This is a genomic window from Novosphingobium meiothermophilum (genome assembly GCF_003171715.1).
GTDB lineage: Bacteria > Pseudomonadota > Alphaproteobacteria > Sphingomonadales > Sphingomonadaceae > Novosphingobium > Novosphingobium meiothermophilum.
In genome coordinates this window covers 26,680-45,395 of sequence record NZ_QGHL01000011.1, presented here as the reverse complement: position 1 = coordinate 45,395, position 18,716 = coordinate 26,680, and the positions used below count along the sequence as shown (strand labels likewise).

Sequence of the window (18,716 nt, the reverse complement as noted above, 5' to 3'; positions counted from 1 at the left end):
GGCGCTGTAGCGCTTTCTCGTCGTCTTCATTCCCGTGCCAGTCCTTCAGGTCGGGAGTAGCTTAACACCCTGTCCAGAAAACCGGCACCACCTCAGACCGACGCGATGCGGATGGCTGTATGGGCGCGACGGCTTGCATTGTCGTGCACAGCTTCCAACCTTACTATGAACGCACCGGACACTGGCAGGCGCTAGCATGGTAGGTGCACGATCACCTGCCCATCAATGCCGGCCTCACCTTCTTTCCAAAGCTCGCCGCGTTCAACATCTCGTGGCATGAGAGGCCAATCCGGAGCATCTACAGCTACGTGTCCCCCAAAGGTTGGCTGACCAAGCCAGGCATGGAAAACTACGACGGGTTACATGCCGCGGAATATTGCGCATGGATCGAGGAAGCGGGAGTGGGGCAGTGAACGTAGACAAGATCATCTCGGCGCTGCCCGGAATGTCGCATCAGGAGCGTGATCGCGTCCGGGCTAATGCGGAGAAACTTCGAGATACCGGAAATGCGGACCAGAAATTGGCTGCTTCCAAGGTTGTTGACGCTCTTGGTGAACTCGAAGCGGCAGAGCATAAGGCTCTTGTAGATCGCCTAAACGGCCTGGAGATCTCGGCTCGTGTGGTTGAGGCCTTTCAGATGAACCCAATGTCTGAGACTGAAGCCAAGATCATTCAGGTCTTGCTGGATAATCCCGGTTCAACATCGACCGAACTTTCGCAGGCCCTCGGATGGGGCGCCCAGTCATGGCACATGCATTTCGGCACGATGTGCGCCAATCGTGCGATATACCTCTGGCCCGCACCAAAGTCGGAAGTGCGTCCAGCCGACTTTTACAGCGGAATTCTCGCGGATCTGTCGTCGGACAATCGATGGACCTTGAAGCCTGATGTTACGGCTGCATTGTCAGAACTTGGGCTTCGCGTGCGAAACTGAGGTTGTGTCCACAGGCGCCCGACGCAGCAATAATTGAGGCAGACGGGCAGCGGGCACCTCCGGTTCTCCACCCACTTCCCTGCCGTGATTAGAGCCAAAAGGTTCGGTTGAAGTTGATCGGAAAAACCCAGTAAATCCGTCACTTTTCCAGACCGAACCTTTTCAGCAGAGGTTCGGGTGAAAAGAGACAAAAGCCGATCAGAGACCGATTTTGGCGTGTCCGTCAGTCTCTGGGGTTCGGTCGCAATCAGCAAAACGGCGCGGAAGCTAGGGATTTTCTGACCCCGGAAGGCCCATCTCATTGATTCGCATTGAGATGTTGGCGGAGAGGGTGGAACCGAACCCGCAGAAGTCTCCCGTTTTTCAGGCCGATTGGCGTAGTGCGCCATTGGCATACCCATCTAGGGACGCATTGGCACACCTTTGCGCACCGTGACAGGAGGCTGTGACATGAACCGCTTCCGATCCCTCATCGCCAAGTGGCGATGCACTCTCGCCCATCGGCTCTGGCCCACGGTCTTCAACGACCTCAGTGAAGCTCACGAGGACCTCAAGTATGCTCGGACCCGCCAGCGGGATCTCGACGGTAAACTCAGAGAAGCCCGCAGCGCCCTCTCGGGGCACAACCCGGACGCAGCCAAGCTCGGAGGCCCTGCCCCTGCGCGCTTCCTTGGCGTCACCCGCTACCCCGGTGGGACGGTCCGTGAGGACGCCCTAACGTTCCAAGAGGTCTCCGTTGCGGGGACCGGGCTGACCGTAAGCCTCCTCCCCGGCGATGGCATCTCGATCCGCGACCGAGCCGGCAAGGCGCTCGTGGCTATGAAAGTGGCCGACGGGAAGACGACCCTCACGCTTCCCTGACAATTAAGTTCCATTCTTCGGGGAGCCCGGAGGGCGATCCTCATGTATTCACTAAGGAGACTTGTGTGTTCACTAAGATACTTTGTGACGCCCGCGTGGCCGTCTGCCTAGTCTTCCTTCTGGGAGTTCTCGCTGCCTTCTCTCCGTTCTGGGGATTGGTGACCGAGCTGAGCATCGGCCAGTGGGAAGCCTTGTTCGGAGTGTTCTCTCTGGTCTCCCTTGCGGTGGTCTTAAAGGTGTCTGGGAGCCAGTGCGGATGAGCAAGTCAGAGGCACGTCATGCAGAGATTGCCTGCATACAAAAGGAGCTCCGCAAACGGATAACCACACTCCACAATTCAGCGGCACTCCCTGGTGGAAGCGCCCGAGCTTCCATGAAGGAACGTATCCGAGCCGATGAGCTTGGCAATTTCTTGGGATGGTTGAGGGAGAGGCACCCATGGTTGAAACAAGAGATCTGATCCGACGCCAGCTGGATCTGGAAGCTGAGGCTCACTCCCTCGGCGCCACCCGCTACCGTCAGAACCGCCCGCTCCCCTGGCGAACCGGCGAGGACCTCAACGGCCCCGATGAGGAAGCCAACCTGCCTCCCGGCCAGGCCCTCCTCAAGCAGACCGTGAAGCCCACTGCCGACCTCCTGAGAGAGAAGCTCGAAGCTGCCAACTCGGGAGCCGCCGGTCGCCGGCACTCGGCAATCAAGTGGCTGGAGGTCGCCTCCCCTGAAGAGGTCGCCTATCTGGCCGGCCGCGTGGCGCTCAACGCCTCGGTCTCCCGGTCGACGTTCCAGACCACCTCCCGCCAGCTGGGCGAGGCCATCATCGACCACGTCGAGATGGTCGTGTTCTCGAAGGAGAATAAGCCCGGCTACCGTGGCCTGGTCAAGGCGCAGCAAGCCAAGGGGCGCGTGAGTGCCAAGCGTCAGCGGGCTATTCGTGAGCTCCTCGAGAAGGAGGGGGCGCGGGAGAAGATCTCCACCAAGGAGAAGATCCACCTGGGGTCCTTCGCCCTCGACTGCCTTATCGAAGCCACGGGTTTCTTTGCAGTCGACCTGACGGCCGTCAACGCCCGCGACAAGGTCTACATGATCCGGCCCACCGAGGCGGTCGAGCACTGGCTCGAACAGCAACACGCCCGCTGCGAGCTCCTCGACCCGATGCTGATGCCGATGGTCGTCCGGCCGCGCCGGTGGCGCACCCCGTTCACCGGAGGCTACCTCGGCAAGGTGACCGGCAAGCGCCTCGTAAAGGCCCCCGGCAAGGACTACCAGGACCGGTTGCGGGACACCGACCTGTCCCTGGTCTACGAGGCGGTCAACCATATCCAGGAGACCCCTTGGCAGATCAATCGGGACATCCTGCGGACCATCCGTGAGGTCTGGGATAGTGGCGGCTCCATCGCCGGCCTCCCCGCCCGAGACGACACACCCCTGCCCCCGCGCATCGAAGGCATGGAGACCGACACGGAGGCCCTGAGGACCTGGAAGCGGGAAGCCGCACAGATCCACGAGGCCAACGCAAACCTCCGTGCGCGTCGCCTGGGTCTCCAGCAGCGCCTTTGGCTGGCCGAGAGGTTCGTCGACGAGGAAGCCTTCTGGTTCCCTCACAACATGGACTTCCGGGGCCGCATCTACCCCATCCCGGCGACCGGGCTGCACCCGCAGTCCGATGACATCGGGAAGGCGCTGCTGCGCTTCGCCGAGGGCAAGCCTCTGGGCGAGAGCGGGGCCTACTGGCTGGCGGTCCATATCGCCAACCTGTTCGGGGTCGACAAGGTCTCCTTTGCGGAGCGCCACCAGTGGACCTGGGACCACGTTGCGGACATTGTTGACAGCGCGTTGTTCCCCCTCGACGGTCGCCGCTTCTGGGCCACCGCGGATAGCCCGTGGATGGCCCTTGCGGCCTGTATCGAGTTCGCAGGGTTCCTCAACGAGGGCCCCGGCTTCGTCTCGCATCTGCCGATCCCGCTGGACGGGTCCAACTCCGGCCTCCAGCACTTCAGCGCGCTCCTTCGAGATCCGGTAGGGGGCGCTGCGGTGAACCTGGTGCCGGCCGAGGTGCCTCAGGACGTCTACCGCACGGTCTCCGCAAGGGCCCAAGAGGTCGTCGATGGTGAGCCGACCATCACCATCAAGCGCCGGACGAAGGACGGCGAGGAGTATGAGGAGACCATCACGAACCCTTGGCTGGGCGGGAAGGTTACCCGCAAGATTGCCAAGCGACCGACCATGACGTTCGTCTACTCGGCGACCCGCTTCGGAATGCAGGACATGATCCTCCAGACCCTCCGGGAGATCGACGCCGAGAACGCAGCGCGGGGTGAGCCGCCTCACCTCGGAGGTGCCGACAACTACCAAGCGGCCCTCTACCTCAGCCATGTGCTATTCAGGGCGGTGTCCGAAATTGTGAGTGCTGCTTCGGACGCGATGGACTGGCTGCGGAAGGTCGCCAAGGTGGCTTCTGACGCCAACGTGGCGCTCGAGTGGACGACTCCTGACGGGCTCCTGGTTCGTCAGGCCTACCGCGTGACCTATGGTGAGCGAGTCAAGGTCCACTGGCAGGGCCGCCCGATCAAGGTGACGCTCGCTGTCGAGAGCTCTGCGCTCGATGGGCGAGGTCAGGCGAACGGCATCGCGCCGAACTACGTTCACTCGATGGACGCTGCGCATCTGCGGGCGGTCGGTCGAGGGGCGAAAGCGGCCGGCATCGGCAGCCTTGCAGTTATTCACGACAGCTTCGGGACCCACGCCGCGGACACCGACAGGTTGGTCACGATACTGAGGGAGACGTTTGTCCAGCAATATGAGAAGGACCACTTGGCGGAGCTCTATGCGGAGGTCTGCCGCCAGCTGCCGCCGGAATGGGCGGCCGAGGTTCCACTACCGCCGGAGAAGGGCACACTGGATCTGACCCAGGTCAAATCTTCGCGCTATCTCTTTGCCTGATAATCACGCTTTCCTGAGGATAGGGGAAGCGTTAATTAAGTTCCACTCTTCGGGGACAGAAGCTCCCCGGCACTGGTCAGGAGAAAGACCATCCACACTCTTCACCGATCATGGGAGGCCAAGCCGGCCTCCCTTCGCTTCGCCATAGCGGCCTCCGTGTCCGCTGCTCGTGTCCGTGAGCCAGCCCTGAGCCTCCTTGACCGGCTCCAATACATCCCCGCCGACCTCCAGATCGAGACCCTTGCGGCCGCCTTGGTGATCGTCGCCAACGCCGCCGGCTTGGACGCCCACGACCTCGTGAGCCGCGCCAAGAGGCAGCAGGGGAGCATCGAGGGGGTCGAGACGGACGTCCTAGCTCTCGCGGAATACGCGAAGGGGGAACTTCGTGACCCGCGCAATTGACCACCTTCTCGACGAGGCCGCCGATCAGCTGGCCGAAGACGGCATCGTCGACACCTTCATCGCCATGCGCCTGGCGGCCGAGGGCTACTCACTCCAGGCGCTCGACAACGATCTCGCCGACCGCCCCGCCGGTCACTGAGGAGAACACCTTGCTTCGCGACAAACGATCCGACTACCCGAAGGCCGTGACGCCCCGTGGCGTCGCCATTTTCCCGGCCCTCACCCGCCCCGATTTCAAGTTCAAGACCGAGTTCGGGGAATATCACTGCCGCCTCCGCCTGAGCCCCGACGCTCCGGGCCTTGACGACCTCATCGCGCAGGCCGAGGCGATCCTCGACGAAGCCTTCGAGGCCAAGAAGGCTGAGCTCACCCGCCAGAAGAAGGGTGCGCTGCTCAAGCAACTCTACAAGATCGACATTCTGAAGCCCGAACTCGACCGCGAGAGCGGCGAGGAAACCGGCTTCGTGGTCCTCCGTGCCTCGGCCAACGCCGGCGGCAAGAAGAAGGACGGCTCGATCTGGAAGGGCCGTATCGACCTGTTCAATCGCAAGGGCGAGCAGCTGAAGAACCCGCTGGAAATCGGCAGCGGCTCGGAGCTCAAGCTCGGCGTCCGCATCATGGACTACGAGACCGACGGCGGCAAGGGCATCGGCGTTCGCTTCGAGCTCGAAGGCGCGCAGCTGCTCAAGGTGGCCTCGGGCGGCGCCCGCACAGCGGCCGACCACGGCTTCGGTGCCGAGGAAGACGGCAATGACATCGAGGACCAGGCCGCCAGCCCTGGCTTCTCGGATGAAGGCGGCAGCGGTGACGCCGGAGACGACGGCGACTTCTAACGGTGCCGGTCAGTCACACATTCTTCCTGCCGATCAAGCCTAATGCGACGCAGCGGTCCCGTGCTACGTGCCGGGGCCGCTTCGCCCAGGTCTACACCGATCCGAAATACAAGATCTGGCGTGACGAGGCGGGCTCCCTCCTGGAGCAAATTGCCTCGTTCGAGGACTTCCGTGAGGTCCAAGACCGGCCTGTCCGGATCATCACAGACATCATCGTAGCTCGGCCCAAGACCACGAAGCTGGCGTATCCCCGAGGGGACATCGACAACTACGAGAAGGGCCTGTGGGACGCCATCACGCACACCGGCAAGTGGTGGCTCGATGACAACCAGATCATCGACAACCAGACCACGAAGCGGTGGGCCAAGGACGGTGAGCTCGAGGGCTACCAAATTACAATCGAGTTTCTATGAGAGCAACGATCCTGCCCGAGGCCGCGCGCCTCATCAAGGACAGCGAGGGCCTGCGCCTTCGCGCCTACCAAGACAGCGTAGGGGTCTGGACGATTGGCTACGGTCACACCGGGCCTGACGTCACGCCGGGCCTCGTGATCTCCAAGCAGCGCGCCGAGGAGCTCTTTGCTCTAGACGTGCAGCGCATGGCGGCCGACGTGTTTCGCCTCGTCAAGAAGGCGACCGACACACAGTTCTCCGCGCTGGTCTGCTTCGCTTTCAACGTAGGCCCAGACATCGACGAGGACACCAAGGCCGAGGGGCTCGGGGACAGCACCCTGCTGAAGCTCCACAACGCTGGCAAGTATGCCGCCGCCGCGGACGAGTTCCGCAAGTGGGTCTTCGCCGGGGGCAAGAAGCTGCCCGGCCTGGTCACCCGCCGCGAACGCGAGCGGGCCCTCTACCTCAAACCGGGAAAACCGCTGAAGTGACCCAATCCCGCATCGAGGTCGTCGCGGCGCATCTGCGCTCACGCGGCCATATCTCCGAAGGCAGTGCCATCATCGAATACGGCCGGTTCCGGCTGTCCGACGTGATCCACCGCCTCCGGCGAGAACGTCAGGATCTCCTCCCTGAAGGGACGGAGATCGTCACCATCCATAAAGAAGACACCAAGGGGGCCCCATATGGCGAATACCACCTCGTCCGCAAAGCGTCGGCACAGCCGCGGAAGAAAGTCCAGGACGCCCGTCTTCGCGAAGCCAATTCGGCGGCCTCTGCGGTATAAGACGGCCCTCGGCCTGGCCTTCGAGGCCCTTGCCGAACGCCTGGGTCTCCCGCCGGTGCCCGCACCGACAATCCTCACGGAAGCGTGGGAAGGGACGAAGGCACGTGGCTGACCCCTTGATCGAAGCAGCACAGCGCTTGTCGAGCGCGGCGGGCCACTCGGCTCGTCTCCTTTCCCAGCGCGACGTGCTCCGCAAGGGAGACATTGCGTTCCCTTCGGCCATCTTCTCGGCCCCCGGTGGGAAGCGTTACATCCTCTCCCTGACCGTTGAGGAGGTGGAGGAACTCTACGACCGGAAGATTGCCGCCGCTGCGGCCGAGCTTCTGGCCGCGCAGGAGGCGCTGCGGTCCGCACAATGAGCCACGAAACAGAGAGCGCATTGCTCTACAAGGGGCCGTGCGAACACTGTGGCTCCTCCGACGCCCGTGCAGTCTACGACGACGGGCACAGCTACTGTTACGCCTGCCCTGAAGAGACCGCGTGGCAGGCAGGGGAAGGGGGAAGGTCTGGCCCGTCTCAGGGTAGTGTTAGCCCCCTTCCCCGAGAGCTCCTCCGGGGCGACCACGCGCCCCTCGGCAAGCGCAAGCTGACCCTGAAGACCGTCCAGCAATACGACTACCGCATCGGTCAGCAGCACGGCGAGAGCGTCCAGATTGCCCCCTACCACGACGCCTCGGGCCGAGTGGTCGCCCAGAAGATCCGTCCCCGTGACAAGGACGGCATCCATTGGGTAGGCAAGAAGAAGGGCATCCTGCCCCTCTTCGGGCAGTCCAAGTTCAAGGCCGGCGGCCGCATGGTCGTCGTCACCGAGGGCGAGCTCGACGCAATGAGCCAAGCGCAGGCCATGGGGAACACCTGGCCGGTCGTATCGGTCCCTGACGGCGCCGCATCGGCCCATAAGGCAATCGCTGAGGCGGCGCACTGGCTCGAGCAGTTCGAGCGCGTGGTCTTCATGTTCGATATGGACGACCCTGGCCAGGAAGCCGCGGTCAAGTGCGCGGCCCTCATCACCCCCGGCAAGGCCTACATCGCCGACCTCCCGCTGAAGGACGCGAGCGATATGCTCCAGGCCGGGCGCGAGAGGGAGATGGTCACGGCTGCGTGGCAGGCCCGCCAGTATCGCCCCGACGGCATCCTCGAGGTGTCGTCATTGCGCGAGAAGGCGATCCGGCCGCCGGAGTATGGTCTCCCCTTCCCGTTCCCGACGTTGACCAAGGCGACCTACGGCATCCGCCGCGGGGAGCTCTATGGCTATGGTGCTGGTGTGGGCTCGGGCAAGACCACCCTGTTCAAGCAGCTGATGCTCTGCACGATGTTTCCGGACATGATCGAGCCGCACGACGGCATCCCGATCATCGCCCCGGAGCCTCGCCGTGTTGGCGCGCTGCTGCTCGAAGAGAACCCGGTCAAGACCATCCGGACCCTTGCCGGTATGCGCATCGGTGCCCGCGTCCATGTGCCCGGTGTCGACTTCGACGGCGAGCGCCTGGCCGAGGCCATCGACGAGATGGACGGCCTGTTCTTCCCCTACAATCACTTTGGGGCGAAGGACTGGTCCTCGATCAAGGAGCGCATCCGCTACATGGTCCTCGGTCTGGGGATCAAGGACATCTTCCTTGACCACCTCACCGCGCTCATCGCGCAGGAGGACGACGACCGCAAGGCGCTGGACGTCATCATGTCGGACCTCGCGAGCATGGTCGAGCAGCACCACTTCACGCTGCACTTTATCTCGCACCTGACCACCCCGACCGGCACGGCCCACGAAGAGGGCGGCCGCGTCCTCGAAAAGCATTTCACCGGCTCCCGCGCCATCGCCCGATGGTCACACAACTTGTTCGCCCTCGAGCGCAACAAGCAGGAGCCAGGCAAACCAACGACATTCCGCATCCTCAAAGAGCGCGAGACGGGGGACGCTACGGGCGTCACGTTCGGCTTGGCCTACGACCGGGAGACCGGGCGGCTCGTGGAGGCGGACCTTGAGGAGAATACCCATGGGTTCCGAGACGAAGGCGCCGGACAAGACTTCTGACGAGGGGTGGACGTATTGGGCGCCCCGCTTCCGTGGTGATGGGCCTCCTGGAGTTTCCGCTTCGACCCATGAGATTGAGTTCGATTGGCTCACTGAGCAGTGCGAGTGGGAAACCGCAGGCCCGGAGGGGGTGACCTGGCTTACGGACTTCGCCTACCGCTATCGACCCAAGGCGGTCCCCCCCGTCTCCCTCAACGAAATCCGCTCGGCCCTCGACGTCCAGATCTCCGGTGACCACTACAAGAACCGCAAGATCCAGCCCGTCGAGTTCATCCACGCCAACAATCTTCCCTTCATTGAGGGCTGCGTGGTCAAGTATGTGACCCGCTGGCGCGAGAAGGGCGGCGTTCCGGACCTCCTGAAGGCCAAGCACTACATTGAGCTCCTGATCGAGCTCGAGGGCCAGAAGGCCGCCGACGAGGTCCGATGAAGACCCTTGGCGGCATCCTCTTGGTCCTCACCTTGTTCATCACCTGGACCCTCGCCGAAACTGCGGTCGATTTCCACCGCGCGGATAACCGAATCGGCTTCCTTGCCGACCTCACCACGCTCGGAGCCGTCCTCTCGGTCGGCCTGACCGGTGCCCTCTACCTCCTCCTTTCCTGACCATAGGAGCTTCTGACATGTCCATCATCCGCGACACCGTCGCGCGCATCATCGCGACCATCAAGCTGATGGACGCCGAGTTCTTCGACCTGGGCCTCGACGCCCTGCTCTCCGAGGCCCTCAAGCTCGACGCCCAGCTGGACGGCTTTATCGAAGCGCAGCATCGCAAGCACCAGGCGGCCAACGACCACTGGCTCGAAAGCTGGGACCGCCAGCAGCGCGTCGCCGATGCCGAGATCAAGGTCCGCGAACAGGCCAATGCGATTGCCGACAAGGCGATTGACGAAATCCAGCGGGCCAAGCGGGTCCGCGACCGGATCAAGGCGCTGGTCGACTGATCCCGATACCCCGCCCGGAAGGATGAACCGGGGAGGAAAGCACCCCTCGGAAAGGGTGTGCCGGGGCTCCCCAACCCACCCCTCAAGGCTCCGGCCGGGGGATAAATTGGCCGAAAGGTTCACCGTATCGGGGACCGGTGGGGCCAACCTGTTTCCCATAGGAGCGCCGATGTTCACCAAGACCCCTATTATCCGCGGTTTCGACGTCATTCGGCCGCTCTACGACCTTCTCGGCGACCGCGGCGTCATCTGCGGCGGCTACGCCCGCTACTGCGCGTCGCCCACCGTCTCCCCGATCCCGGCCGATGACGTTGACGTCTACTGCCACACCGAGGAGGACTTTGCGTTCCTCAAGGGCAGGATCTCGGGACACCTTGGGGTGCAAGTCGAGACCAATCGGGCCATCACCTTCAAGACCTCGACGACCGGCAAGCTCGCCTTTGTTCCGAAGATCCAGCTCATCAAGCCGGTCAAGAAGTTCCGGATGGTGACTGTCGGCTCGGCGGAAGAGGTCATTGGGAACTTTGATTTCACCGTCGTCCGGGCCGCCATTGTGTCCCCGACGGAAGTCCTGGTAGACCATCGGTTTGCTGAGGATGAAGAAGCGAAGCGGCTCCGCCTCATCAACATCCACTGCCCCATTAGCTCGACGCTCCGGTCAATCAAATACGTGGAGAGGGGCTACAACCTTCTCCCGTTCGACCTTCTCGAGCTCTTCCTGGATTGGGACCGGCGCGACGAAGACTACCGCGTGGAGCTCGTCGAAGGGCTCAACGAGCTCAAGATTGCTTACGGCGGCGGGAAGCTGCTGCCCAACGACCGCTTAACGGCCCTTTACGACCTCATCAACGTCGACTGAGCCCCTCAATAGGAGCGCCGATGATCGTCTTCGACATCGAGACGAACGGCCTGCTCGACCAACTCACGGTCATCCACTGCATCAACATGATCGACCGTGAAACGGGCGAGCGCCTTCGTTTCAACAACCACCCCGACCGCGCGGGCCGCCCGCCGGACGGCACGATCCTTGACGGCCTCCGCAGGCTCTCCGAGGCTCCCGAAATCGCCGGGCACAACATCGTCAACTTCGACGTGCCGGCTCTCCAGAAGATCTACCCGACCTTCAAGCCCAAGGGCGAAATCCACGACACGCTGGTCTACTCCCGCGTCGTCTGGACGGACCTCAAGGACATCGACTTCAAGGCCATAAAGCGCCGCAAGCGCCCTGACGATTTCCTGAAGCGGAACCTCACCGGCCGCCACTCGCTCGAGGCTTGGGGATACCGTCTCGTCTCCTACAAGGGCGACTACGGCCCCAAGAAGGAAGCCGAAGGCAAGGCCCTTGGCCTCACCAGGGACGCCCTGGTCGACTACGTCTGGGGCACCTTCAACCCCGAGATGGATGACTACTGCGAGCAGGACTGCGAAGTCACCCTGAAGCTCCTCGAGAAGATCGAGGACCAAGGCTACTCCTACGAAGCCCTCAAGCTCGAGATGGACGTTGCCCAGATCATCGACCTCCAGGAGAAGCACGGCTTCATGCTGGACATCCCGGCGGCCGAGGCACTCGCCGCGGAGATGACCGCAACGCAGGCCGAGCTCGACCGTGAGCTCCGTGCAGCGTTCAAGCCGTGGTATGCCCCGGTCGTCGAGAAAGGTCGCATCGTCACCAAGACGCCGACCCGCAAGGTCTGGCTCAAGGGTGTCACGTCCTCCGGCGAGGTGGTCAAACGCTCGGTCGACGCCGGGTGGGCCCACTGCCCGGTCCAGCTAGTCGAGTTCGAGCCCTCCTCCCGCCAGAAGATAGCGAACCGGCTGACCTCGGTCTACGGGTGGGAGCCCCAGGAGTTCACCCCGAGCGGCCAGCCCAAGATCGACGAAACCACGCTCGATGCTCTCGCTTATCCGGAAGTCTCGCTTCTCAAGGATTACCTGATCGTCAGCAAGGCGCTCGGGTTCCTCGCCACCGGCGAGAAGGCGCTGCTCAAAATGGTGAAGCCCGACGGGCGCATCCACGGCCGCGTCAATTCCAACGGCGCGGTGACCGGACGGATGACCCACTCGGACCCTAACGTGGCGCAAGTCGCCAAGGTGAAGGTCGACAAGGACGGCAACATCCTCAAGGGCATTCGTGGCGGCTACGGCTACGAGCTCCGCTCGCTGTTCACCGTGCCGAAGGGTAAGAAGCTGGTTGGTGTGGACGCCGAGGGCCTCGAGCTCCGGATGCTGTCTCACTACATGGCCCGTTACGACGGCGGCAAGTATGCCGACACGGTCGTCAATGGGGACAAGAAGGACGGCACCGACGTTCACAGCGTCAACCGCGACCTCGTCGGCCTCAACACCCGCGACAACGCGAAGACCTGGAAATACGCCTACCTCTACGGTGCCGGCAATTGGAAGCTCGGCTTCACCGCCTACGAAGACATGGGCGACAACAAGCGCGCTGCGTTCAACGCCAAGTATCCCCCAGGGAAGGCGAAGGACGACGCATTGAGCCGTCTCGGGGCAACCGGCCGCCGCAAGATCGAGCAGGGCCTTCCCGCTCTGGGGGCGCTGCAAGCGGCTGTCCAAGAGAAAGCCAAGACCGGTTACCTCCGCGGCCTCGACGGGCGCAAGCTCCGTGTCCGAGGGATGCACTCCGCCCTCAACACCCTGCTACAGAGCGGTGGGGCCATCGTAATGAAGAAGGCTCTGGTCCTCGCTTACGAGGAGTTCCTCGCTCGTGGCTGGACCCACGGCAAGGAGTTCGCCTTCGTGGCCAATGTTCACGACGAGTTCCAGATCGAAGCAGAGGAGCACCTTGCAGAAGAAATTGGGTCGATTGCGGCGGCTGCGATCCGACGAGCGGGAGAGGCTTTCAACCTCCGCTGCCCGCTTGCCGGCTCGAAAGACATCGGCATCCGCTGGTCGGACACGCACTGAGCGTAAAGGGCGGGACCCCCGGCGGGTCCTGCTCGACAACGCCAGAGGCCGGGCGAAATCCCTGAGCCTCCCCTTCACCATTTCCCTCGACGACATTGTGATCCCCACGCACTGCCCCATCCTTGGCATCCCCATCTTCCAGATGACCGGGAACAAAGGCGGCGGTGCCAACAGCCCCTCGCTCGACAGGATCGAGCCGGAGCTCGGCTACGTGCCGGGGAACACCATCGTCATCTCCAATCGCGCGAACCGACTGAAGTCGGACGCCACCATCGACGAGCTCCGAGCCATCGCCAGCTTCTACGCCACGTTCCGGCGGGGAGTGCGGGTGACCGGGGCATAAGAGGACCTATGCCAAGAAACCGAAACCTCAACCCAGCACAACTCCGGGAGTGGGCGGCGCAGGCCACAGACGCCGAGCTTCGAGATTTCCTGCGGAATGGGCTGATCGACTTGATTGAAGACCTCGAGCAGGACGACTTCTTCGGCACTGAGGGCTTCAACAAGCGGTTCGCATGACCAAGCGAACCCTGGCGACCCTTATCGCCTTCCTATTGTCCCTCGCCGCCGCCTACTGGTTCTTCATCGCCCGCCCGCGCGCCGCCCTCGTGGCGGCCAATACGGCCCGCGTCGGGGCCGTCCAGGCCACAGCGGCCGCAGGGGCATCCCAGGACACCATCAAGATCGTCGTCGACCACCAAGCGGAGGTCGCGAGGATCACGCAACGAACCGTGGAGACCACTCGTGAGATCCTTACTGCACCGGGGGCGGACGCTCCTATTGACCCTGCTCTCCACGCTGCTGGTCTGCGGGCTCTCTGCCTGCACGACGGTCGCGACGACCTACTATGCGCCGAGGTGCTTCACGGAGCTCGTGACGGCGAGCGGCCTGAAGGCTGACACGGCACACGCTGCGCTGCCCGTAGAGGGCACTGCGGGCGCCTGGGTCGCCTATGGGAACCAGGAAGGCGGCAAGCTGGACATCGCCAACGGCCGCGCAAGGGCCATCAACGGCATCGGCGAGACCTGTGAGCGGTGGCAGGAAGAGGCCAAGAAGAAGGCCGAGAAGAAGCCCTGGTGGAGGAGGGTGTTCGGATGACCCCAGACCAAGTCCTCACCGCCGCCAAGAGCATCGGTCAGATCGACGAGATTGGCACCTGGGCGCCTGACGCCGAGAAACCCACCTATCTGGTCCTGACCTCGGCCGACCCGGAGGGGAACGGCATCGACAAGAACCGGATGTTCCTCCGCCTCAGCCGGACGGAGATCAACATTGTGGTCACCGCCCTGCTCTCGCACCACGAGAAGATCCTCACAGACCTCGGAGTGGCCGTTGACGACCCGCACACTGCTCGTTGACGCCGACCTCCTCGCCTACCGATCCTCCGCAGCGACCCAGCGGTCCTACGACTGGAACGGCGACGGCAACAAGTCGACCGCAGCGTCCTTTGACGACGCCAAGGCGGCCGCCGAGGCTGAGCTCGAGCGCCTCATCGACATCCTGAAGCCCGACGAGGTCACCATTTGTCTCTCGGACGACTTCCGGTCGTTCCGCAAGGACCGGATCGACCCCACCTACAAGGAGCTCAGGTCGGCTACCGAGCGCCCGGTCTACCTCTACGAGATCAAGGACTGGATGAGGTCGGAATACACGGTCGAGGAGCGGCCGTGGCTGGAAGCCGACGACGTCATGGGGATCATCGCAACGGACCCTTCGCGGACCGATGAGAGGATCATGGTCTCCGCCGACAAGGACATGATGACCATACCGGGGAAGCTGTATCGGCCCCACGTCCAGAAGGACCCCAAGCGTCCCCTGATCTTTGACATTACGCCGATCCAGGCCATCCGCTTCCACTTCTGGCAGACCATCGTCGGAGACCAGACCGACGGTTATCCTGGCGCCCCCGGCGTTGGCGCCAAGTCGATCTGGGCCGAGAGCGTGCTGGAAGCGGAAGACGAGCTCGAGGCTTGGGAGGACGTCCTGTGCGCCTTCTACTCGAAGGGGCTCGATGAACATGACGCTCTCGTGCAGGCCCGTTTGGCCCGCATTCTGCAACACCAGGATTACGACGGAGTGAGACCAATTCTCTGGCTTCCTCCGTATCTTAGCGAGGCTGAGCGGGAATAGGTCCCCATAGGTGGAGACGTCAGAAGCTCCACATAGCCTCCTATGGTGACCCTGAGGGGAAGGTGACGCCGAGCAATGCTCGCCACCTTCCCCATATTTTTCTGGAAACCGAATGAAGCCCTTTCCGCATACCGCGAAGGAGCTCTTGGAGGCGCTCGAAGAGCTCCAGCCAGAGCCGTCGCCACTCCCTAACGACACCCTGGCCTCCATCATGTTCAAAGCCGGCCGCCGGTCCATCGTGCGCGAACTGCGCCAGTGGAGCGAGCGGTCCATTTCCCCGGTCCTCCGGGAGAAGCGAGGACTAGGCCGTGTGCAGCGTCAAAACCCCTAAGGTCCAGGCGGACCCCAACGCCAACAAGCCCCTCCCCATCATCCGGAACCCCTTTCTCGATGGCTTTGACCCCGCGGGTCAGTTGCGCATCGGCAAGCAGAACCTCCGGATCGACCTGGGCAGCGGAACTCCCGCGTCTTCGGCGCCGGGCTACACCTCGCCCCCGCCCACGGCGGCCGCAGCGCCTATGCGCACCCCGTTCATCCCCGCCGGCCTCCAGGGCTTCGACGCCGTCCGCGCAGGCGCGGCGGAAATCACCCGCAGGAGGGCGATGAACACCGGTGGCTGAGACCAAAGCAACCATCACCGGGATGGCAGCGAAGCGCTATTCAGCGCTCAAGCGCGGCCGTGATAACGTCCTGTCTCAGGCCCGCGAAGCGTCCCGCCTCACGATCCCAGGACTGATCCCTGAAGAGGGCTCCTCGGACCCCCACCAGGTAACCGAACAGCCCTATACGGCCAACGGCGCCCGCCTGGTCAACAACGTCTCGGCCAAGTTGCTGCTGGCCCTCTTCCCTCCTGAGCGTCCGTTCTTCCGCCTCGAGATCAACTCGGCGGTCGCTGACGCCATGGGCGCGAAGCTCGGCGAAGCCAACGCACGTCTCGCCGAGATCTCTCTCCAGGCCCTCACGCTTGCTGAGAAGAGCATGTCGCGCACCATTTGGATGGAGGCAATCCGCCACCTGGTCGTGGCCGGAAACGCCCTCATCTACCAGCCCGACGATGGAAGTCAGATGCGCATGTGGCGCCTGGATCAGTTCGTGGTTCGGCGCGGGAAGAACGGCGCGCTGGTTGAGGCCGTCATCCAGGATGAGATCCGCCCGTCGGAGCTCTCGGATGAAGTCCGGAACACTTGCAACGTCAAGTATGACCCCAGCAAGTCGGACGAAGACAAGCCCGTCAAGCTCTACACCCACGTCTACCTCGAAGGCGACCAGATGGTCCACTACGAGGAGATCAACGGGGTCGAAGTTCCCAAGTCGCGGGGCTCGGTCGACAAGACCAAGGCCGGGTGGCAGGCCCTCAGGTGGCAGGCCGTTCCCGGCTCGGATTATGGCCGCGCCTATGTGACGGAATACGCCGGCGACTTCCTCTCCCTTGAGGACGCCAACAAGTCCATCCTGAAGTTCGCCATCGAAGCGGCCCGTATCGTCCGCCTTGTGGACCCCAACGGCGGCGTTGACGTCGAAGAGCTGGCCTCCGCGGAAAGCGGGGACTTCCTCCACGGCCTCAAGGACCGCGTCCAGACCCTTCAGCTGGACAAGAGCTCCGACTTCCAGATCGTGTGGCAGATGGCTCAGGCCATCGAGCGCCGTCTGGGCCAAGCCTTCCTTCTGACCGCGAACACCATCCGCGACGCCGAGCGCGTCACCGCGGAGGAGATCCGGGCAATCTCGCAGGAACTCGAAGACGCCCTCGGCGGGACCTATACGGTCCTCTCGGCCGAGGTCCAGCGGCCTTACGCCTCGCGTCTCCTCTACATCCTGACGAGGCAGAAGAAGGCCCCCGAGCTCCCCGACGAGGTCGATCTGGTCATCGTTACGGGCTTCAACGCCCTGGGCCAGAACCACGAGAGCGCAGCCTTGGTGGGCTGGCTCACGGATCTTCGGAATATCTTTGGGGACGGGTGGCTCCAGCAGAACATTGAGGGCCGTGAGGTCGCCAACCGCCTTGGCGTGAGCCGTGGTGTGGCCGACGTTGCGAGCCTTCTGCGCGACCCGCAAGACATCGCTGATGAACAGCAGCAGGCGGCCCTGACCCAGGGCGGCATCGCTGCGGCTCCTCAGCTTGCTAAGGGCTTCGTTGACAGCGTCAATGCACCGCCCGTGCAATAACTACGAGGACACCAATGGCAACCAAGAACAGCGAGCCGGCCCCCGAGCCGGTAGTCGAGGCGCCGGAGCCGGCCGCGGTCACGGAAATCGAGACGGTCGAAGAGGTCGAAGACTTCTCGGCCCAAGGCAACGTGGACGTCTACGCCCGCAAGCCGAAGGTCGAGAAGACGAAGGCCGACAACGGCACGGTCATCGAGAATTACCTCTGATCCCGAGCGTAGGAGGCTGCAATGTCTGAGGTAACAATCGACCCCAACAGCCCGTCGCCAACGGCGGCCTCTGCGCCGACCGCAGCGGCCCCGCAGCTGAGCGAAGAGACCCTTCGCCTAGCGACCCTGGGCCGTGGGGAAGCCCCGCCCGAGCCCCCACCCGCCACCGGCCCTGCGGTGAAGGAGCGCCCGGCCGACATCCCGGAGAAGTTCTGGGATGCCGAGAAGGGTGAGATCCGTGTTGACGCTCTGCTGAAGAGCTACACCGAACTCGAGAAGTTCAAGGGCGGAGCTCCGGAGCCGAAGGGCGACGAGCCCCCGGCAGGCGACCAGCCCGCTGATCCGTCCGTGACGGACCCTGTCGATCCCCCAGCTGGCATTGCTCCGGAGCTCTTCTCCGACGCAGCGGCCGAGTTCTCGAACACCGGTGACCTCTCCGAGGAAACCCGCGAGAAGATCATCGCTGGTGGCATCCCGCCGGAACTCCTCGATACCTACCTGGCCGGCGTCAAGGCGCTCAGCGAGCAGCTGACGGCTCGGGTCTACGAGCTATCGGGCGGCCAGGAGCGTTACGCCGCAGCGGTCGAGTGGGCCAAGACGAACTGGACCCCGGCCCAGATCGAGAAGTATAACGCTTCGCTCAACGATCCGGACCTCCGTGATATTGCCGTCAAGGGCCTCTTGGCGGCCGCCGTCCTCCCCGCAGGGGAAGGGCAGCTAACCTTCCCGGCCGGGGGCGCCGCCACCGGCGACCTCTACCACGACAAGGAAGAGTTCACCCGCGACCTCGCCGAGGCCGACGCCAAGAATGACACGCTGGCCCGCAGGGCCGCTGTGGCGAAGCTCGAGCGGTCCAAGAAGGCGGGCACCCTGAAGCACGTTACCCCCCGCAGCGGTCTTCGCCGCTTCGGTTGAAAACACGTCCGGCCCCTCTGTTAGATAATACAGGGCGGATCTCTATCGAACCCCTGATGCCTCTACCGCGACGGCGGCAAGCACACTTCAGGGTGACACAAGCTCTCCTCGGGACGCCGAGATGAGCCGTCACGGCCCGTAGTGGGGCCGGTCTTTCTCCCGCTACAACCTCCACCGGCTACGCCCGGCCAGGAGGGTGCCCGTGGAAGTCGGTGCGTTACCTTGCGGACCAAGAGACAACCTTCG

General features: G+C 63.5%; 25 protein-coding genes. All 25 read left to right on the top strand.

The genetic code is table 11. From position 1 onward, the window contains the following. Window positions 1-203: 203 nt before the first annotated feature. On the top strand, window positions 204-413 hold the full coding sequence (locus DKM43_RS11735; RefSeq protein WP_109798710.1) for a hypothetical protein: 210 nt from the start codon (window positions 204-206) through the stop codon (window positions 411-413). Then, window positions 410-934 carry a hypothetical protein gene (locus DKM43_RS11730; protein WP_109798709.1) on the top strand — a complete coding sequence of 175 codons (525 nt, stop codon included), beginning with the start codon at window positions 410-412 and terminating at the stop codon, window positions 932-934. The genes DKM43_RS11735 and DKM43_RS11730 overlap by 4 nt, the downstream gene beginning before the upstream one ends. Window positions 935-1,384: 450 nt before the next feature. Then, entirely contained in the window at window positions 1,385-1,795 is a 411-nt protein-coding gene (locus DKM43_RS11725; RefSeq protein ID WP_109798708.1) for a hypothetical protein, read from the top strand. A gap of 438 nt (window positions 1,796-2,233) precedes the next feature. Then, window positions 2,234-4,735, top strand: a complete 2,502-nt coding sequence (locus DKM43_RS11715) for a DNA-directed RNA polymerase (RefSeq protein ID WP_161554080.1) — start codon at window positions 2,234-2,236, stop codon at window positions 4,733-4,735. Window positions 4,736-4,891: 156 nt separating this feature from the next. Next, a complete protein-coding gene (locus DKM43_RS11710; protein WP_109798705.1) occupies window positions 4,892-5,137 on the top strand; it encodes a hypothetical protein in 246 nt (81 codons plus the stop codon). Further along, entirely contained in the window at window positions 5,121-5,276 is a 156-nt protein-coding gene (locus tag DKM43_RS16505) for a hypothetical protein (protein ID WP_161554079.1), read from the top strand. The genes DKM43_RS11710 and DKM43_RS16505 overlap by 17 nt, the downstream gene beginning before the upstream one ends. A 10-nt stretch (window positions 5,277-5,286) precedes the next feature. Continuing rightward, window positions 5,287-5,970, top strand: a complete 684-nt coding sequence (locus DKM43_RS11705) for a hypothetical protein (RefSeq protein ID WP_145960518.1) — start codon at window positions 5,287-5,289, stop codon at window positions 5,968-5,970. A gap of 2 nt (window positions 5,971-5,972) precedes the next feature. Beyond that, window positions 5,973-6,383, top strand: a complete 411-nt coding sequence (locus DKM43_RS11700) for a RusA family crossover junction endodeoxyribonuclease (RefSeq protein WP_109798703.1) — start codon at window positions 5,973-5,975, stop codon at window positions 6,381-6,383. Then, complete coding sequence (locus DKM43_RS11695; RefSeq protein WP_109798702.1) at window positions 6,380-6,853, top strand: lysozyme; 474 nt, start codon at window positions 6,380-6,382, stop codon at window positions 6,851-6,853. Before DKM43_RS11700 ends, DKM43_RS11695 begins: the two co-directional genes overlap by 4 nt. Continuing rightward, complete coding sequence (locus DKM43_RS16380; protein WP_145960517.1) at window positions 6,850-7,149, top strand: hypothetical protein; 300 nt, start codon at window positions 6,850-6,852, stop codon at window positions 7,147-7,149. Before DKM43_RS11695 ends, DKM43_RS16380 begins: the two co-directional genes overlap by 4 nt. A gap of 104 nt (window positions 7,150-7,253) precedes the next feature. Continuing rightward, window positions 7,254-7,508, top strand: coding sequence for a hypothetical protein (locus tag DKM43_RS11685; protein ID WP_109798700.1), 255 nt, complete (start codon window positions 7,254-7,256; stop codon window positions 7,506-7,508). Continuing rightward, complete coding sequence (locus tag DKM43_RS11680; protein WP_109798699.1) at window positions 7,505-9,181, top strand: toprim domain-containing protein; 1,677 nt, start codon at window positions 7,505-7,507, stop codon at window positions 9,179-9,181. Before DKM43_RS11685 ends, DKM43_RS11680 begins: the two co-directional genes overlap by 4 nt. Beyond that, window positions 9,144-9,611 carry a DUF3310 domain-containing protein gene (locus DKM43_RS11675; RefSeq protein WP_109798698.1) on the top strand — a complete coding sequence of 156 codons (468 nt, stop codon included), beginning with the start codon at window positions 9,144-9,146 and terminating at the stop codon, window positions 9,609-9,611. The genes DKM43_RS11680 and DKM43_RS11675 overlap by 38 nt, the downstream gene beginning before the upstream one ends. Further along, complete coding sequence (locus DKM43_RS11670; protein WP_109798697.1) at window positions 9,608-9,787, top strand: hypothetical protein; 180 nt, start codon at window positions 9,608-9,610, stop codon at window positions 9,785-9,787. The genes DKM43_RS11675 and DKM43_RS11670 overlap by 4 nt, the downstream gene beginning before the upstream one ends. 17 nt (window positions 9,788-9,804) lie before the next feature. Beyond that, entirely contained in the window at window positions 9,805-10,125 is a 321-nt protein-coding gene (locus tag DKM43_RS11665) for a hypothetical protein (RefSeq protein ID WP_109798696.1), read from the top strand. 169 nt (window positions 10,126-10,294) lie between these two features. After that, on the top strand, window positions 10,295-10,984 hold the full coding sequence (locus tag DKM43_RS11660) for a hypothetical protein (RefSeq protein ID WP_109798695.1): 690 nt from the start codon (window positions 10,295-10,297) through the stop codon (window positions 10,982-10,984). Between the two features lie 20 nt (window positions 10,985-11,004). Then, window positions 11,005-13,050, top strand: a complete 2,046-nt coding sequence (locus DKM43_RS11655; RefSeq protein ID WP_109798694.1) for a DNA polymerase — start codon at window positions 11,005-11,007, stop codon at window positions 13,048-13,050. Between the two features lie 142 nt (window positions 13,051-13,192). After that, a complete protein-coding gene (locus tag DKM43_RS11650) occupies window positions 13,193-13,393 on the top strand; it encodes a hypothetical protein (RefSeq protein ID WP_145960516.1) in 201 nt (66 codons plus the stop codon). A gap of 437 nt (window positions 13,394-13,830) precedes the next feature. Then, a complete protein-coding gene (locus tag DKM43_RS11640; protein ID WP_145960515.1) occupies window positions 13,831-14,148 on the top strand; it encodes a hypothetical protein in 318 nt (105 codons plus the stop codon). Continuing rightward, the gene (locus DKM43_RS16375; protein ID WP_145960514.1) at window positions 14,145-14,408 is read left to right on the top strand and encodes a hypothetical protein; all 264 of its coding nucleotides are present in this window, start codon (window positions 14,145-14,147) and stop codon (window positions 14,406-14,408) included. Before DKM43_RS11640 ends, DKM43_RS16375 begins: the two co-directional genes overlap by 4 nt. Continuing rightward, entirely contained in the window at window positions 14,383-15,180 is a 798-nt protein-coding gene (locus tag DKM43_RS11635; protein ID WP_161554078.1) for a hypothetical protein, read from the top strand. The genes DKM43_RS16375 and DKM43_RS11635 overlap by 26 nt, the downstream gene beginning before the upstream one ends. A gap of 308 nt (window positions 15,181-15,488) precedes the next feature. Then, the gene (locus tag DKM43_RS11625; protein ID WP_109798688.1) at window positions 15,489-15,800 is read left to right on the top strand and encodes a hypothetical protein; all 312 of its coding nucleotides are present in this window, start codon (window positions 15,489-15,491) and stop codon (window positions 15,798-15,800) included. Continuing rightward, on the top strand, window positions 15,793-17,346 hold the full coding sequence (locus DKM43_RS11620) for a portal protein (protein ID WP_109798687.1): 1,554 nt from the start codon (window positions 15,793-15,795) through the stop codon (window positions 17,344-17,346). The genes DKM43_RS11625 and DKM43_RS11620 overlap by 8 nt, the downstream gene beginning before the upstream one ends. A gap of 14 nt (window positions 17,347-17,360) precedes the next feature. Continuing rightward, window positions 17,361-17,555 carry a hypothetical protein gene (locus DKM43_RS11615; RefSeq protein WP_109798686.1) on the top strand — a complete coding sequence of 65 codons (195 nt, stop codon included), beginning with the start codon at window positions 17,361-17,363 and terminating at the stop codon, window positions 17,553-17,555. A gap of 21 nt (window positions 17,556-17,576) precedes the next feature. Further along, window positions 17,577-18,470 (top strand): hypothetical protein, encoded by an 894-nt coding sequence (locus DKM43_RS11610; protein WP_109798685.1) that lies wholly within the window; start codon window positions 17,577-17,579, stop codon window positions 18,468-18,470. The last annotated feature ends 246 nt before the right edge of the window (window positions 18,471-18,716 follow it).